This window comes from Mesorhizobium sp. LNJC394B00 (assembly GCF_000502555.1).
Classification (GTDB): domain Bacteria; phylum Pseudomonadota; class Alphaproteobacteria; order Rhizobiales; family Rhizobiaceae; genus Mesorhizobium.
The window spans coordinates 382,750-398,777 of sequence record NZ_AYWH01000007.1; the positions used below are offsets into that span (position 1 = coordinate 382,750).

Here is a 16,028-nt window from a genome sequence, read left to right on the forward strand (position 1 = left end):
ATCACCCGGCCGTAGAAGCGAGCGGATTGAGCCAGGTATCTCCCGTCCAGCCGTTCTCGTCATAGTCGGCCATGCAGGTGTCGACCAGTTCTTCCATGGCCTTCAGGCGGCCGCCGCGTTCGGCGCCCTTCAGCACCTGCAGCCGCACCTCTTCCGGCGCACCGGCATAGTTGAGTTCGTAGAGTGCGTGGCGGCCGCCGAACTCGGTGCCGGTCGCGTCCCACAACAGTTTCATGATCTTGATGCGCTCGACATGGCCCATGTCGTTGGAACCGCGCACATATTGCGCGAGGTATTTGTCGATCTCGGGATTGTTGAAGTCGCGCACCGATGACGGCAGGTAGATCAAGCCGGAGGCGATCACCCGGCGCACCGTGTCGATGACGCGCGGATAGGCTTCCGACATGAAAGTCCGGTAGGCAAGGGCTGCTTCCAGGTTGGGCAGGACAGCGCCATTCGCCCACGGGATCGGATTGTAGGCCATGGCGTTGGAAAAGCTCCAGAACATGTGCCTGAGCGCGATGACCTCGCCCAGCGCCGCCTGGTTGCCTCGGAAGGCATCGCCGCCGGTGGCGCGCAGCGCCTTGGCTAGCAGGCCGGCGAGGAAGTCGAGCTTGACGGCAAAGCGTGTGCAGCCCTGGAAGCAATAGCCATGCATGAAGCCCGAAGCTGGATGGAAGGACAGGATTTTCTGCGCGTCGCGCAGCACCAGTACGTCCTCCCAGGGGATGAAGACATTGTCGAGCACCAGGATGGCATCGTTCTCGTCGAAGCGCGACGACAACGGATAGTCGAACGGAGCCGCCGCCGTGTTGGCCGTCTGCTCATAGGAGACGCGGCAGAACATCTTTACCCCCGGCGCATTCATCGGCACGATGAACATGACCGACAGCGACGGATCTTCGGTGACCGTCGCCGAACTCTGCGCCAGGAAATTGTAGTGGGTCAGCGCCGAGGACGTCGCCACCACCTTGGCGCCGGAGACATAGATGCCGGCGTCGGTCTCCTTGGTGATGTGGACGAAGACATCCTTCACCTGTTCGGCCGGCTTGTGCCGGTCGATCGGCGGGTTGACGATGGCGTGGTTCATGAACAGCACGGCTTCCTGCGCACGCTTGTGCCAGGCGAGCGCATTGTCCTTGAACGGGCCGTACCAGTCGGCATTGGCGCCGAGCGTGTTCATCAGTGCCGCCTTGTAATCGGGCGTGCGGCCCATCCAGCCATAGGACATGCGTGACCACTCGGCGATCGCGGTCTGCTGGGCCGCGAGTTCGCCGGAGGATTTGGCGACGCGGAAATATTTGTGGGTGTAGCCGCCCGAACCGGTATCGGTAGGCGAGGTCAGCGTGCCCTGCCGCTTGGGATCGTGCAGCGCATCATAGAGGCGCGCCAGCGACCGCGCCGAATTGCGCATGGCCGGATGGGTGGTGACATCGGCAATGCGCTCGCCGTTGATGTAGACCTCGCGGCCGTCGCGCAGGCTCTCCAGATACTCGGCCCCGGTGAACGGGCGCCCATTGTCGGCACGAAAGTCTTCCGATCGCATGATGTTCCTCCACTTATGGCATCAACTCTAGCGCTCCTGGCAAGGATCGGTTAGGACGTAACGGCAAAACCGATTGGACTTTTTCCGGCGCCATGAGCCTCAATTCCATTCCTGATTTCTTTGTCTATGGCGAGCCGGTGCGGCCGCTCGATGTCGGCTTCCTGCATGTCGAGACGGTGCTTGCGCGCAGCAACATTCATCTCGGCCAGGTTGCCGCGCACAAGCATCCGCAAATGGGCCAGATCACCTACTGGACAAGCGGCTCCGGCACTTATCGCATCGAAGACCAATCCTGGGACTTTTCGGCACCGTCCGTCAGCTTCGTGCCGAGCACTATCGTGCATGGCTTCTCGATCGGGCCCGGCACCGACGCCATCGTCGTTTCGGTCGCCGATGATGCGCTTGCGGCAATAGCAGCTCACAGCCTGCTGCCATTGGACCGGCCCGTCTTTGCCGATAGCCTTCCTCAGCACGTCGCGTGGAAAAGGCTTGCGGCGGTGCTGGAGATGATCGCCACCGAATATGCCGAGGCGCAGGCCGGGAGTGACAAGACCCTGCCGGCGCTGATTGCCGTCGCGCTCTCGCACATCGCGCGTCTTGGTCCCGAGGTAATGGATCCCACTGGCTCTTCCGATGCTGCATTGGCGCGCGGCTTGCGCCGCCTGGTCGATGCGCATTTCCGCGACAACTGGCCCGTCGACCGCTACGTCGGGGCGCTGGCCACGACACCGCATCTTCTCGACAAGGCCGCCCATACGGTGCTTGGCAGCGGCGTCAAGCGACTCATGGGGGAGCGACGGTTGCTGGAGGCCAAGCGCTTGCTGCTATTCACCGTGCGCACCGTCGAGGACATCGCCTACGAAATCGGCTTCGAAGATCCGGCCTATTTCTCACGCTTCTTCCGGGAGCGGGTTGGCCAGGCGCCCGCCGCCTGGCGCCGCGCGCAGCTGGGGCAGAGTTGAAGCTTCCGCGCCGGCCAGGATCAGGCGTTTGGGCCGACACGCCGGCCAGGCACGGCGCCGCCGAGTTGATCCACCTGTTGATAGGTGTTGCCGCGCAGCATTACCCCGCGCACGGCGCGGCGCATCGAGATTGATGTCGCCGCGAAACTTGCTGGTGTTTTTTGTCGCTTCCAAACGGTTCGTTATTTGAACCACCGTTTGATGTGCTATGAGCGGACTGCAAGGTGGATTGGCTTTCGTCCCATGCGAAGTATCTTGAGGATGCACGATGAGCACAGTCGGCAAAGCGATATCGCTGCTGGAGCAGTTCACGCTCGGCGAACCGGAGATCGGCCTGTCCGAGCTCGCCCGCAAAACCGGCCTCGACAAGGCGACGGCGCGGCGCCTGCTGATGGCGCTGGCCGACCACCGCCTGATCGAACAAGAGCCGGCAAGCCGCCGCTACCGGCTCGGCGCCGGCCTGTCGCGGCTGGCCCGGTTTCGCGACGCGCATTTTCCCTTCGTGCGCGTGGCAGCACCTGTGGTTCGCGAGCTGGCGCTGGAAACCGGCGAGACGGTGCATCTGTCGGAATTCAGCGCCGGCGCACTGCTGACGGTCCATGTCGAGCTGTCGGCAAAGGCCAACCGGGTCAATGTCGATGTCGGCCAGGTGCTGCCCTTGCACGGCACCGCCTCCGGCATCGCCTTTCTCGCCGCTTCGCCTCGGGAAGCGGCCGAGGCCTATGTCGACAAGCCGTTGCCGACCTTCACGCCACACACGGTGACGCAGCCCGACAGGCTGATGAAGGCGATCCGGCTTGCCGCCAAGCGCGGCTATTCCTCGAGCTCCCAAGGCTATGAAGAAGGCGTGCACAGCATAGCCGCGGCAATCCTCGGCTCCGATGGGCGTCCTCTCGGTGCGCTCGCGGTGGCCTCGCCTGCGTCACGCGCCGATGACAGCATGGCGGCCAGCCAGGGCGAAGCGGTGATCCAGGCGGCGCGGCTGATTTCAGCGCGCCTGGCCGGCGAAGCCTGACATCTCTACCGTCGGAGGGGAGATGATTAGCGGGTTAAGTTCCCAGCGGCGCACCGGCCTTGCCGCGAGACCGGAACGCTTCGTCTGGGACAGGCGGCTGGAGCGCAGCAAGGAAGAATTGTTGTCGCCCGCCCGAGCGTCGCCCACGATCTCGGAAATCGCCTTTGCTTGCGGGTTCAATTCGAGTGCGCATTTTCGCGCGCGTTCGAGAGCCGGTACGATGTGGCCCGCGGGAGTTGCGCCAGAGGCTGAGGGCGGGTGCATTAAGGGGTGGGCCGTTTGCCGATCTCGGATAGCGCCCTAGCTCGCCGAAAGCCGGCATCCGGCAGCAAGTTCTACATATTGGCAGCGGTTGGCCGCACGATCACTTCGTTGACGTCGACGCCATCGGGTTGATCAAGCGCAAAACGGATCGCCCGTGCAATGGCGTCCGGTGTGAGCGACTTCTGCCGCCATTCTTTCAGAGCCGTGGCGACCTGAGGATCGCTGATATCGTCGCCCAGTTCGGTTGCGGTCACTCCGGGGGAGATGATCGTGGCGCGGATGTCGTCATGCTCCTGCCGCAGCCCCTCGGTGATTGCCCAGACGGCATATTTCGTGCCGCAATAGACCGCCGCGGTGGGCAGCACGATATGCGCGCCGACCGAGGCGACATTGACGATATGCCCATTCTTCTGGGCGACGAAGCGCGGCAGCACCGCGGCGATCCCGTTCAGCACGCCGCCGATGTTGACATTGATCATGCGAGACCACTCATCGCGCTTCAGCGCGGCAAGCGGCGACAGCGGCATGACGCCGGCATTGTTGACCAGCACATCGATCTGCCCGAATTCGGCATGAGCGGCATCGGCAAAGGCGTCGAAATTCGCCGCGTCAGTCACGTCGAGTTCGCGCCACGCGACGCCTTTGCCTATTTCTGCGGCCAGCGCCTTGAGCCGCTCGGTGCGGCGGGCCCCGATGAACAGTCTGGCGCCGGCACCGGCAAGTTCCCGAACCGTCGCTTCGCCGATGCCGCTGGAGGCGCCGGTGATGAGTACAACCTTGTCTTTAAGTCCCGTCATGATCGTTCCTTTTTCGCTGCGGTGACGGGGAGATAGATGGCGGCGAACCGGCAAAGGGCGGTAGCGTGATCGTCCAAAGAGTTTGCACGATCCTCGAAATGAACTCGAAATGCCTTGCAACATTTCGCGCCATGAAGATTTATGCGGCATGGAGAAAATCAATGAACTCGCCGAGCTGATCACCCGCTTTGCGCCGAAATCTGGCATGGCCGGCACTGCGGTGCCGCGGCTGTCGCTCATTCGCGCCAACCAGCCCAGTGCACCCGTGCCTGCGGTCTACGAGGCGTCGCTTTGCATAATCGCCCAAGGATCGAAGCGCGTCTCGCTGGCCGACCAGAGCGTGGTCTATGACGCATCGAGCTACCTGCTCGTCTCGGTCGACCTGCCGCTGGTCGGGCATGTGTTGGAGGCGAGCCCGGCGGCGCCCTACCTCTGTTGCAAGATAGATTTTGATTCCACCGCGCTGGCCGAACTGCTTGTGAAAGAAGGACGTGCATCCCCCAGCAGGGATCTGCCGGTGTTAGCTGCCTATCCAAGTGACCCCGACCTGATTGATGCCGCCTGTCGGCTTGTCAGGCTGCTCGATCGCCCCGAGAGCGTCACCGTGCTGGCGCCGCTGATCGAACGCGAAATCCTTTACCGGCTCCTCACCGGACCGCACGGTGACACGCTTCGCCAGATGGCGTCGGTGGACAGCCACCTGAACCAGGTCAGCCGCGCCATCGCCACGATCCGCAATCATTTCCAGGCACAACTGCGCATCGAAGAGATTGCGGCGGCATCAGGCATGAGCGCGTCGTCCCTTCATGCCCATTTCAAGGCGATTACGCGCATGACCCCGCTCGAATACCAGAAGCAGCTGCGCCTGCAGGAGGCGCGAAGGATTATGCTTGCCGGCGGCGCAAACGCAGGCACGGCCGGGTTCGCGGTGGGCTATGACAGCCCTTCGCAGTTCAGCCGAGAATATCGTCGCCTGTTCGGTGCGCCGCCCCGGAAAGATATTGACCGCCTTCAGGCAACACCCAGTTCGGCTGCGGCTTATTGAGTTTTCCGAGCGGCATGCGCCAGCCATGGCTGGTCAGGAGCCAGCCGCCTCCAGGTGGCGAAGCGTCCGATCATGCTCGGTAGAACTCCCGGTACCATTCGACAAAGCGCGGAACCCCTATTTCGATCGGGATTTTGGGCTTGAAGCCGGTCGCCTCCTCGAGCGAGCTGACATTGGCGAAAGTTGCCGGAACGTCGCCTGGCTGAAGTGGCCTGAGGTTGCGGTTTGCCTTGCGTCCCAGCGCGTCTTCGAGCACCTCGATCAATCGGTTCAGTTGAACGGGCGAATTGCCGCCGATGTTGTGAATCCTGAACGGGGCGTTGCTGGTCGCTGGGTCTGGCGCGACACTTTTCCACTCAGGATTGGGTGTCGCGGGTTGCTGCATGACGCGGATAATACCTTCGACAATGTCGTCGATATAGGTGAAATCCCGCTGCATGTTGCCATAGTTGAAGACCTCGATCGGCTCGCCGGCGAGGATAGCCTTGGCGAAGATGAACAGCGCCATGTCCGGCCGCCCCCACGGACCATAGACGGTGAAAAAACGCAGCCCGGTGGTCGGCAGTCCAAACAGATGGCTGTATGTGTGCGCCATCAGCTCGTTCGCCTTCTTGCTTGCGGCGTAAAGGCTGAGCGGATGGTCCGCCGGATCGTGCACGGAAAACGGCATGCGGGTGCTGCCGCCATAAATCGAACTCGACGATGCATAGACCAGATGGCCGACGGACGCCTGCCGGCATCCTTCCAGGATGTTGACAAAGCCGCTGAGGTTGCTTTCCACATAGGCGTGCGGATTGCTGATCGAATAGCGTACGCCGGCTTGCGCCGCGAGATTGACGACAACCTCCGGCGCGGCCGAAAGGAAGAGCTCCGAAATACGGTCCCGCTCCGTGAGATCGGCATGCTCGAAACAAAAATTCGAAAACGCTTTCAGCCGCTCGAGACGAGCCTGCTTCAGGCTGACGTCATAATACTCGTTCATGGAGTCGAGGCCGATAACCTGGCCTCCTTCGGCAAGCAGCCTCAGGCAAAGATGAAACCCTATGAACCCGGCTGCGCCGGTGATCAGTATCGGCCTGCTTGATGTCACTGCATATCCTAGCGTTAATTTCAGGCGAGCTTTACAAGCTCCAGTATTTTATGTTGTCGGGAACTTCATTGGGCTTGATGGCCGACTTGACATCGAACAGTGTCCCCCCCGGCCTGATCATTTGAAAAAGACGCGCTCTTTCGTTGGTGAGATATTGCCTGTGAGGCACCGCCAGAACAAGCGCCTGCAAATCGTTTATCTCATCGAGCGGCAGGATTGTTTCGCCGTGATCACGCCGAGCGGTTTCGACATCGGCAAGGGGATCATGGACTTTGGGGACAATTCCGAACTGCCTTAGTTCCTTGACCATGTCGAAAACGCGGCTGTTGCGCAAATCCGGCACGTCCTCCTTGAATGTCAGCCCGAGAATGCCGACAGAAGCCCCTTTGACGGGCGTGTCAGAACCAATCAGCCGTTTGACAACCTGCTGGGCGACGAAGGCCCCCATGCCGTCATTGATGCGACGTCCGGCGAGGATGATCTGCGGATGGTAACCTTCGGCCTCGGCCTTGGCGGTCAAATAATATGGATCGACGCTGATGCAGTGGCCGCCGACGAACCCCGGTTTGAAGGGAAGGAAGTTCCATTTCGTCGACGCAGCATCAAGAACATCCTGCGTCCGGATATCGAGCCGCTCGAAGATCATTGCCAGTTCGTTCATCAGCGCGATGTTCAGATCGCGCTGGGTGTTCTCGATAACCTTCGCTGCCTCGGCCACCTTGATCGACGGGGCGCGGTAGACGCCGGCATCGATGATACGGCCATAAACGTTCGCGACGCGCTCCAGCGTCTCGTTATTCTCGCCGGAGACGACTTTGACGATCTTTTGCAGCGAGTGTTCCCGATCGCCGGGGTTGGCGCGTTCGGGCGAATAGCCGAGGGCAAAGTCGCGGGGATGTCGCAGGCCGGAAACCTGCTCGATGATCGGCCCACAGAAATCTTCGGTCACACCTGGATAGACTGTCGACTCAAAAACGACGACGGCGCCTTTGCTCACCGCCTCGCCGACGAGTTCGGACGCCAGTTTCAAAGAAGCTAGATCGGGAGCGCGATTTGCGTCGATAGGGGTTGGCACGGCGACGATGAAGAAAGTAGCGCCTTTCAACATCTCCCGGTCGGTGGTCAGCCCTATCGAGGTCTCCTTGAGCGCCGTTGCGTCAACTTCCCCCGTACGATCGACGCCGCCACGCAATTCCCCGATCCGACGCTCGCTGATGTCAAAAGCTATGGTGCCGGGGAAAACCTTCCCAAAGGCAATGGCTACCGGCAGGCCGACATAACCCAGGCCGATAACTGCAATGCGTTCGGACATCCGTGGGGTTCCTCGAGCCACCTGTTGAGCCGACGTGCTTGTATGGCAGGCTGTTGGCCAATTCAACGATGCTCTATCGCGAAGAGGAATGTCTCACGAAAAATGGTCGTTGCCATTTTCATGTTGCCATCCGCCGATGCCATCGATGTTGTGGATAAAATCCAGCAGGACCGGGTTTCGAGCCACTCTCTGCTGCGGATTGGGGTGAACCGTCAGGTTCTGCCGGCCATCTACGCAGCGGCGGCCCTGACGACAGGGCTGATATTCTCTGCTGCCAATCCATAGGCCACTATCGGCCTCAATCGTGCCTTCTGATCAAACCAAATGCCGGGATCGGAATTCGCATCGGCACCGAGCGGATCTGCGAAATTTCAGTTTGGTCCTTGTGCATTGGCTGCGGACACGTCGTATCCTGCGTGTGGCGACCGATATCTGGTCGATCAGCATTTGCCTGGGAGCAGAAATTGGCCAGACTCTATGACAGCCGCAGACGCATTCTCGTTACCGGGGGCGCAGGGTTTATCGGCTCGCATCTTATTGACCGCCTGTTGGAACGAGGCGACGAAATCTTGTGTGTCGACAACCTTTTCACCGGATCAAAGCGCAATATCGACCATTTGGCCAAGCATCCCCGCTTCGAATTCATGCGCCATGACGTGACCTTTCCGCTCTACGTCGAAGTCGATGAGATTTACAACCTGGCGTGTCCGGCCTCGCCTGTTCACTACCAGTACGACCCGGTTCAGACGATCAAGACCGCCGTGCACGGCGCCATCAATGTTCTTGGATTGGCAAAGCGGCTGAAATGCAAAGTCTTTCAGGCCTCCACCAGTGAGGTCTATGGTGACGCGTCTGTGCATCCGCAGCCCGAGAGTTACTGGGGCAATGTAAACCCGATCGGGCCGCGCTCATGCTACGATGAAGGCAAACGCTGCGCCGAAACGCTGTTCTTCGACTATCACCGACAACATGGCTTGTGGGTCAAGGTCGCGCGGATTTTCAATACGTTCGGGCCGCGCATGCACCCGGCAGACGGCAGGGTTGTCTCAAATTTCATCGTGCAGGCGCTTCGTGGTGAACCGATAACCATTTTCGGCGACGGCTCACAGACAAGGTCGTTTTGCTACGTCGACGACCTGGTGAGCGGCATGCTGCGCCTCATGGATACGGGGCCGGAGGTGACCGGTCCAGTAAACATCGGCAATCCAAGGGAAGTAACGATCAGGCGCTTGGCCGAACTGACGACGCAGATGACCGGATCAGGTTCGGATATAATTTACCGCGATCTTCCGCAAGACGATCCGCGGCACCGCCAGCCCGATATCACCCTTGCCAAAAGGCTTGTCGGCTGGGAGCCGACGGTGACTTTAGAAGCCGGGCTGCAACAGACGATCGACTATTTCAAAGCCCTGCTGCCGAAGGTTTCCACAAACTCGCCTTGACCCGGCACCGCAGTGCAACCGTCAAGTCTGACCGATCACCGTCGTGGTAGCGACGCCTTTTGCAGTCGACTCCGGTAGGCTTGAAGTTTTTCGAATTCTAATTATTTTAAGCTTGAAATTATTTTGAAGATCCATGGCGCTTCATCCGTCCGAGCCGGGACACCGGCATTTGGCGGAGAGCAGAAGGAGGAGGAAGATTTGCCGTTGTTCCGGAATAAAACTCCATGAACACAGCACGATTTTCCGAGAGTGTCACAGGCAAGATCGTCGATGGCGTTCTCATCGTCACGATCGAAAATCCGCCGGTCAACGCGCTGTCCCTCCATGTCAGGGCCGGACTGATGGCTGCGCTTGGGCGTGCGGCGTCGGATGAAGTGTCTGCCGTGGTGCTGACCGCCATTGGGCGCACCTTCATCGGTGGCGCCGATATCAAAGAATTCGGCAAGCCCGCTATCGGGCCCACACTGCCTGACGTGATCGAAGCGATGGAGAGCTTCGCCAAACCGATCGTCGCGGCAGTAGGCGGCGCGGCGCTCGGCGGCGGCTGCGAGATTGCGCTGGCCTGCCACTACCGGGTGGCCAGCAAGGCGGCCAGCTTCGGCCTGCCCGAGGTCAAGCTCGGGTTAGTGCCCGGGGCCGGCGGAACCCAACGCCTGCCCCGCCTCATCGGCACGGTCGCCGCAATTGACCTGATCGGCACGGGTCGGCCCGCAAATGCCGACGAAGCTCTCGCTCTCGGTCTGATCGATACCATTGCGGACGATCTTCCCGAAGGCGCGCTCGATGTCGCCCGCCGTCTCGTTGGCCAACCGCTGCGGCGCACGGGTGCGCTTTCCGTCCCGCGCTCGCAACCTGAGGCCGACGCGGCAGCCGCAAGAAAGGTGCTTTCCCGCAGCCGTGGACAGATCGCGCCTGCAGAGGCCGTGAGACTGGTCCGGGCCGCGTCCACGGCCAGACTTGAGGACGGTCTTGTGCACGAACGCGCGACCTTCCTGCGCCTCCGGGATTCTCGCGAGGCGGCAGCGTTGCGCCACGTCTTCTTTGCCGAGAGGCAAGCCAGCAAAGTCGACAGGCTGGAGGGTATCACGCCTCGCAAGGTCGAGACCGTCGGTATCGTCGGAACCGGCCTGATGGGTGCAGGCATCGCGGTCTCGGCCTTGAATGCCGGCTATCGCGTAATCGGCATCGAGCAGAACGACGACGCCGCGGCAAAAGGATACGAGCGGATCGCCGGCCTTCTCGACAAGTCGGTCCAATCCGGCCGACTCACCGATCATGCCCGCAGGGAGGCGCTGAGCCGGTTTGAAGCGGCCAGTGACGCCGGCAGGCTGGTGCAGGCCGATCTGGTCATCGAGGCAGTGTTCGACGATCTCGCGGTAAAAACCGAACTCTTCCGGAAGCTTGATCGTATCGTCCGCCCCGACGCCATACTGGCGACCAACACCAGCTACCTCAACCCCGACGAGATCGCCTCGGCAACCGCCCGGCCCGGACGGATCGCCGGCCTGCATTTTTTCTCCCCGGCCAACGTCATGCGGCTCACCGAAGTGGTGGATTGCGCGGCGACGGCGCCCGATGTGCTCGCCTCGGCTATCGCGTTCGTCAGGAAGCTCGGCAAGCTGCCTGTCGTGTGCGGCGTTACCGAGGGTTTCATCGGCAACCGCCTCTATTCGGCCTACCGCCGCGAGGCGGAGTTCATGGTGGAGGATGGCGCAGCACCGGAAGAGGTGGATGCCGCGCTGGAGGCCTGGGGCTTCCCGATGGGGATCTTCGCGGTCAACGACATGGCTGGGCTGGAGATAGCCTGGGCGCGGCGCAAGCGACAGGCGGCGATGCGCGATCCGCAAGCACGTTATGTCGAGATCGCCGACCGGCTGTGCGAGGCCGGCCGCTTCGGCCGCAAGACCGGGCGCGGCTGGTACGATTATTCCGACGGCGAGCGCAGGAGCGACCCGCAAGTGGCCGCGCTGATCGAGGCCGTTCGGGCGGCCAAGGACATCGTGCCGCGCCGCTTTTCGCCCGATGAGATCGTCACGCGCTTGCTGGCGGCAATGGCCGACGAGGGCAAGGCATTACTCGCCGAAGGCATCGCGGCGCGTGCCTCCGACATCGATCTGGTGATGATCAACGGCTATGGCTTCCCGGCCCACAAGGGCGGGCCGATGTTCCGCGCCGGAGAGGTTTAAGGACCAGCTACGACAGCCTTGCGATGACGGCGCGCAGTGCCTCGCCGAAACGCCTGGCCTCGTCGACCGTGTTGTAATGGACCAGCGAGGCGCGGATGGCGCCGCTGTCCATCGACAGGTTGAGACGCTTCATCAGCCGGGGCGCATACATATGGCCGTCGCGGATGCCGATCTGCATGTCAGCCATTTCCTCGACGATCCGCTGCGGCGACAGCTTGCCGATGTTGAAGCAGAATGTCGGCACGCGTTCGTTGATGCGGGCTTCCTCGGCGACGCCGTAGATCGTGGCATTGCATCCCTTGAGCACGGCGAGCATCTCACGCGCCAGGAGCACTTCGTAATCGCGGATGGCGCCCATGCCGGCAACGATGTTGTCGCGCCGCGAGCGGTTGTTGGAGGGCGCCAGATTGCGGCCGATCAGTTCCAGGTACTGCACTGCGGCATCCATGCCCGAGACGTTCTCGTAGATGAAGGTGCCTGCCTCGACCTTGTAAGGCGGCTCGTCGGGGATGAAATCCTCGCGGAAGGTCGGCAGCCGCTTCAGCGTTTCGAAGCGGCCCCACAGAAAGCCCATATGCGGCGAGAAATTCTTGTAGCCGGAGCAGACGAGATAATCACAGTCCCAGGCCTGCACGTCGATCAGCCCGTGCGGTCCGTAATGCACGCAGTCAAGGAACACTTCGGCGCCGGCCGCATGCGCGATCGCGGCCACCGAAGCGACTTCGACGATCGAGCCGATCGAATGCGCGGTCACCGTGCAGGCGACGAGACGGGTGCGATCGGAAACCAGCGGCTTGAGGTCGTCGACATGCAGGTTGCCGTCCTCGCGCATGCGCCACCATTTGAACTTGGCTCCGGCGGGCTCCAGCGCCAGCCACGTGGCGATGTTGGCGTCGTGGTCCATATCGGTGATGACGATCTCGTCGCGCTCTGTGTCCTTGGCCAGCATCTGGCCGATGCCGAGGCTGACCAGGCGAATGAACGAGGTGGCGTTCATGCCGAAGCAGATTTCCGACGGACTGTAGGCGTTGATCAGCAAGGCCACGCTCGTCCGAGCATCCGCAACCGATTGGTCGACCGTGACCGAGCGCCCATAGCGACCACCACGCTGCACATTGTGCGAGACCAGGTGATTGGTCACCGCGTCGAGCACGCTCTGCGGGATCTGCGCGCCGGCGGCGTTGTCCATGAAGATGAAATCACCGGCGCGCTGCAAGGCCGGAAACATGGCGCGGATGGTGTCGACCGGAAAGCCGCCGGCGGCTTGGGAATTGCTCAACTGTATCTCCTGCGAATGGCTTGGGAAGCGGGACGGTTGATGAGGTCAGCGCGTCTTCTCGGTCTTGAAGCGGTCTTCGAGCAGGCTGACGAGGCGGACCATCGGCCAGAGGAAGATGAGATAGACCAAAGCGGCGCCGATCAGCGGCGAGGGATTGGCATAGAGCGACTGCGCGTTGGTCGCTTCCTTCAACAGTTCAGGCAGCGCAACGGTGGAAGCGAGCGACGTGTCCTTGAACATCGAGACGCAATTGCTGGTCATCGGCGGGATGACGACGCGGATCGCCTGCGGCAGCACCACCTTGCGCAAGGTCAAAAGGAAAGGCAGGCCGAGCGCCTGTGCTGCCTCGAATTGGCCTTTCGGAATGCTCTCAATGCCGGAGCGGAACACTTCTGCTGAATAGGCCGACATGATGATGGCGAACGCCGTCACGGCGGAGGCCCAGGACGACAGACGGATGCCGAGGAAGGGCAGCGCATAATAGATCAGGATCAGCACCACCAGCACCGGCAGGGCGCGGAAGATGTCGGTGTAGCCGACCGCCAGCCAGCGCAGCGGCTTCGGCGCATAGAGCCGCAACAGGCTGATCCCCAGGCCGATGGGAATGCCGATGCCGATACTCAAAATGCCGAGCAGCAGCGTGTTCAGGAAGCCACGCAACAGCGCCGGCAGGCTGGACATTATCACGTCAGGATTGAAGAAGGTGTCGATCAGCGACATGGAGCGTTCCCGAACCCCAGAGCAAAGGATGCTCAAGTTAAAACCAATCGACCTTGCCTCCGATGAGGCTATCCGTGTGGCAGCAGGCGCCGGAGCGTGAAATGAATCGTGCCGGCCTGGGAGCCGGCACGATTTAAGTGCATTGCCGGTCAGGCCTTGGGCAGCGGCATTTCCTTGACCGTCGAGGAATCGGCTGGCGCGTCGCTGCCGAACCACTTCTTGTGGATCGCGGCCAGCGTTCCGTCCTTCTTCATCGCGGTCAGCGCGTCGTTCAGCTTGCCGAGCAGCGGATGGTCCTTGCTCATCATCAGGCCGTACTGTTCGCCGGTCTTGATGCGCTGCTTGACCTTCAGGTCCTTCATCTTGGTGAAGGAGTATTCCATGCCCGGAATATCGCTGACGGCGGCGTCCACGCGGCCCGCGCTGAGGTCGAGCAGAAGATTCTGCTGCGTGTCATAGCCCTTCACGTCGCTGTAGCCGTCAGCCTCCTGATGCGCCTTGACCCAGGTCTCGCCGGTCGAGCCTGAAAGCACGCCGACGATCTTGCCCTTGAGGTCGGCCTCGGTGTTAACAGCGCTATCGGTCTTCGTCGCAATGCCCATGTCGGAGTCATAATAGGGCTGGGTGAAGGACAGCGTTTTCAGTCGCTCCGGCGTGATGGTGATGGAGGAGATCGCGACATCGATGCGGTTGGAACTGACAGCCGCGAACAGCGCCTGGAAGCCGAGGTCGGCAATGTCGGTGGTCATGCCGGCACGCTTGGCCGCTTCGTTGACGATGTCGACTTCAAAGCCCTCGAACGTGCCGCTCTCGTTCTTGTATTCGAAGGGCGGATTGGTCGGGTAGGCGCCGACATTGAGCACATCGGCGGCAAAGGCGGTGGCCGGGCCGGCAGCGATGCCGATCGTGGCGGCGAGAAGAAGCAGGTTGCGACGAGTGAAGCTCATTTTGTGTTCCCTCTGGTTGTGATCGGGCGGGTTTGCTCCCGCACGGTTTGTTGCCGTCCCACCTCCCCGCGGGGCGTCAATTTATGGCGGCGACCATGCGCTCGAGCGCGGTCGCTATCTGGTCGCGTTCACGGCACACGCACATCCGCAGGAAGGCCGCTGCCGAATTTCCAAAGAGGTGGCCGGGAGCCAGCCCGACGCGCGCCGTCTCCAGTATCCTGGCGCAGGCCTGCCGGGCGTCGCTTTCGCCGTCCATGGCAAAGAAGGCATACATGCCTCCGCGCGGTTTCGTCGGCAGGATGATGCCGGGAATCTGGGCCAGCCTGTCATAGGCAAGGTCGAGGCCGGTTTTGATCCGCTGCCTGATCTCCTCGACCAGCGGCTCGCCTTGGCGGATGGCGGCGACAGCGCCTGCCTGGATAGGCGCGGCGGTGCCGCTGTTGATGTACTGCGTCATGGCGCCAAGCTGGTCGGCCACCCCCGACGGATGCGTCAGCCAGCCGATGCGCCAGCCGGTCATCGCCCACGCCTTCGAAAAACTGTTGACCGACAGCACCCGGTCGCCATCCTCGGCGATCTGCAGGATGGAAGGAGCAACATTGCCGTCGAAATAGAGCCGGCCATAGACCTCGTCGGAGATGATCCAGATGCCGGTGCGCCGGCTGAAGTCGAGCAGCGCCTGCATCTCCTCGCGCGACGCGGTCCAGCCGGTCGGGTTGGACGGCGTCGACAGGAAGATCGCGCGTGTGCGCGCATCGCAAGTGGCGAACAGCCGGTCGAGATCGAGATGCCAGTCGCCCTTGAAGTCGAGCGAAAACGGCCTTGGCTCGCCGCCGATCAGATGGATGGCGTTGTGGATGTTGGGCCATTGCGGCGCGACATAGACGACGTTGCTGCCGGTATCGACCAGCAGTTCCAGCGCCAGGTACAGCGCCTGCATGCCGCCGGGCGTGACCGTGGTGCGCGCAATCGGGATCGTCCGGCCGTGAATGCGCGTTTGGTATTCCGACAGCGCCTCGTTCAGTAGGGGGTGCCCACGCATGTTAGGGACGTAGAACGTCTGGCCTTCATCGAAGGCGGCCTTCGCCGCGTCGCGGATGAAAGCGGGCGTCACCATGTCGCCTTCGCCGTACCAGAGCGCGATCACGTCGCCCAGTTCTCGGGCGCGCACGGCAAGGTTGGCAATGTTTTCGGTGTGCAGGTCACGGATCTGGGCACGTACGCCGTCGAAAGCATAACGCGCGCTGGACGATGACTGGGGCAGTATGAACGACAAGGACTGAAACCCCTCCCACCCGGAGCACCGCGACGGACTGCCCGGCAAGCCCCACCGGCACGACAGTCGCCATCGAGTTTGGATGCTATCCAATGTGCGGCGCTTTTCAAGGAAAAAGTTTTAAGCTTAAAAAGTTTTTGCCTGATC

Annotated in this window: 14 protein-coding genes; 6 read left to right on the top strand and 8 right to left on the bottom strand. The window is 61.7% G+C overall.

The features are described from left to right. Position 1: 1 nt before the first annotated feature. Positions 2-1,546 (bottom strand): 4-hydroxyphenylacetate 3-hydroxylase N-terminal domain-containing protein, encoded by a 1,545-nt coding sequence (locus tag X751_RS141825; protein ID WP_023710044.1) that lies wholly within the window; start codon positions 1,544-1,546, stop codon positions 2-4. Positions 1,547-1,638: 92 nt separating this feature from the next. On the opposite strand from X751_RS141825, the gene X751_RS141820 reads away from it, so the two are divergent. Together X751_RS141820 and X751_RS141815 are read left to right on the top strand one after the other, a co-directional pair. Next, positions 1,639-2,508, top strand: coding sequence for a helix-turn-helix domain-containing protein (locus X751_RS141820; RefSeq protein ID WP_023745660.1), 870 nt, complete (start codon positions 1,639-1,641; stop codon positions 2,506-2,508). 268 nt (positions 2,509-2,776) lie between these two features. Further along, positions 2,777-3,523: an IclR family transcriptional regulator gene (locus X751_RS141815; protein WP_023745661.1), complete on the top strand. Its 747-nt coding sequence runs from the start codon at positions 2,777-2,779 to the stop codon at positions 3,521-3,523. Positions 3,524-3,858: 335 nt separating this feature from the next. Here X751_RS141815 and X751_RS141810 read toward each other — a convergent pair whose 3' ends face one another. Beyond that, on the bottom strand, positions 3,859-4,584 hold the full coding sequence (locus X751_RS141810) for an SDR family oxidoreductase (RefSeq protein WP_023682721.1): 726 nt from the start codon (positions 4,582-4,584) through the stop codon (positions 3,859-3,861). Positions 4,585-4,732: 148 nt separating this feature from the next. Here X751_RS141810 and X751_RS141805 point away from each other — a divergent pair, with 148 nt between their 5' ends. Further along, the gene (locus tag X751_RS141805; RefSeq protein WP_023667819.1) at positions 4,733-5,629 is read left to right on the top strand and encodes an AraC family transcriptional regulator; all 897 of its coding nucleotides are present in this window, start codon (positions 4,733-4,735) and stop codon (positions 5,627-5,629) included. Positions 5,630-5,699: 70 nt separating this feature from the next. Here X751_RS141805 and X751_RS141800 read toward each other — a convergent pair whose 3' ends face one another. Together X751_RS141800 and X751_RS141795 are read right to left on the bottom strand one after the other, a co-directional pair. Then, the gene (locus tag X751_RS141800) at positions 5,700-6,719 is read right to left on the bottom strand and encodes an NAD-dependent epimerase (protein WP_023667818.1); all 1,020 of its coding nucleotides are present in this window, start codon (positions 6,717-6,719) and stop codon (positions 5,700-5,702) included. Positions 6,720-6,750: 31 nt separating this feature from the next. Further along, positions 6,751-8,031: a nucleotide sugar dehydrogenase gene (locus X751_RS141795; RefSeq protein ID WP_023686926.1), complete on the bottom strand. Its 1,281-nt coding sequence runs from the start codon at positions 8,029-8,031 to the stop codon at positions 6,751-6,753. Between the two features lie 102 nt (positions 8,032-8,133). Here X751_RS141795 and X751_RS1000000167555 point away from each other — a divergent pair, with 102 nt between their 5' ends. The 3 genes from X751_RS1000000167555 to X751_RS141780 all read left to right on the top strand — a co-directional run bounded on the left by X751_RS1000000167555 (position 8,134) and on the right by X751_RS141780 (position 11,659). Next, complete coding sequence (locus X751_RS1000000167555; protein WP_023667816.1) at positions 8,134-8,316, top strand: hypothetical protein; 183 nt, start codon at positions 8,134-8,136, stop codon at positions 8,314-8,316. A gap of 179 nt (positions 8,317-8,495) precedes the next feature. After that, the gene (locus X751_RS141785; protein WP_023667815.1) at positions 8,496-9,473 is read left to right on the top strand and encodes a UDP-glucuronic acid decarboxylase family protein; all 978 of its coding nucleotides are present in this window, start codon (positions 8,496-8,498) and stop codon (positions 9,471-9,473) included. A gap of 224 nt (positions 9,474-9,697) precedes the next feature. After that, complete coding sequence (locus X751_RS141780) at positions 9,698-11,659, top strand: 3-hydroxyacyl-CoA dehydrogenase NAD-binding domain-containing protein (protein ID WP_023745662.1); 1,962 nt, start codon at positions 9,698-9,700, stop codon at positions 11,657-11,659. Positions 11,660-11,666: 7 nt separating this feature from the next. On the opposite strand, the gene X751_RS141775 is transcribed toward X751_RS141780, so the two are convergent. The 4 genes from X751_RS141775 to X751_RS141760 form a co-directional block, all read right to left on the bottom strand. Then, positions 11,667-12,938, bottom strand: a complete 1,272-nt coding sequence (locus X751_RS141775; RefSeq protein WP_023745663.1) for a cysteine desulfurase-like protein — start codon at positions 12,936-12,938, stop codon at positions 11,667-11,669. A gap of 45 nt (positions 12,939-12,983) precedes the next feature. Further along, the gene (locus X751_RS141770; protein ID WP_023667812.1) at positions 12,984-13,658 is read right to left on the bottom strand and encodes an amino acid ABC transporter permease; all 675 of its coding nucleotides are present in this window, start codon (positions 13,656-13,658) and stop codon (positions 12,984-12,986) included. A 149-nt stretch (positions 13,659-13,807) separates the two neighbouring features. After that, positions 13,808-14,605, bottom strand: a complete 798-nt coding sequence (locus tag X751_RS141765) for an ABC transporter substrate-binding protein (RefSeq protein ID WP_023682726.1) — start codon at positions 14,603-14,605, stop codon at positions 13,808-13,810. A gap of 76 nt (positions 14,606-14,681) precedes the next feature. Further along, a complete protein-coding gene (locus X751_RS141760; RefSeq protein ID WP_023745664.1) occupies positions 14,682-15,881 on the bottom strand; it encodes a pyridoxal phosphate-dependent aminotransferase in 1,200 nt (399 codons plus the stop codon). Between the last annotated feature and the right edge of the window lie 147 nt (positions 15,882-16,028).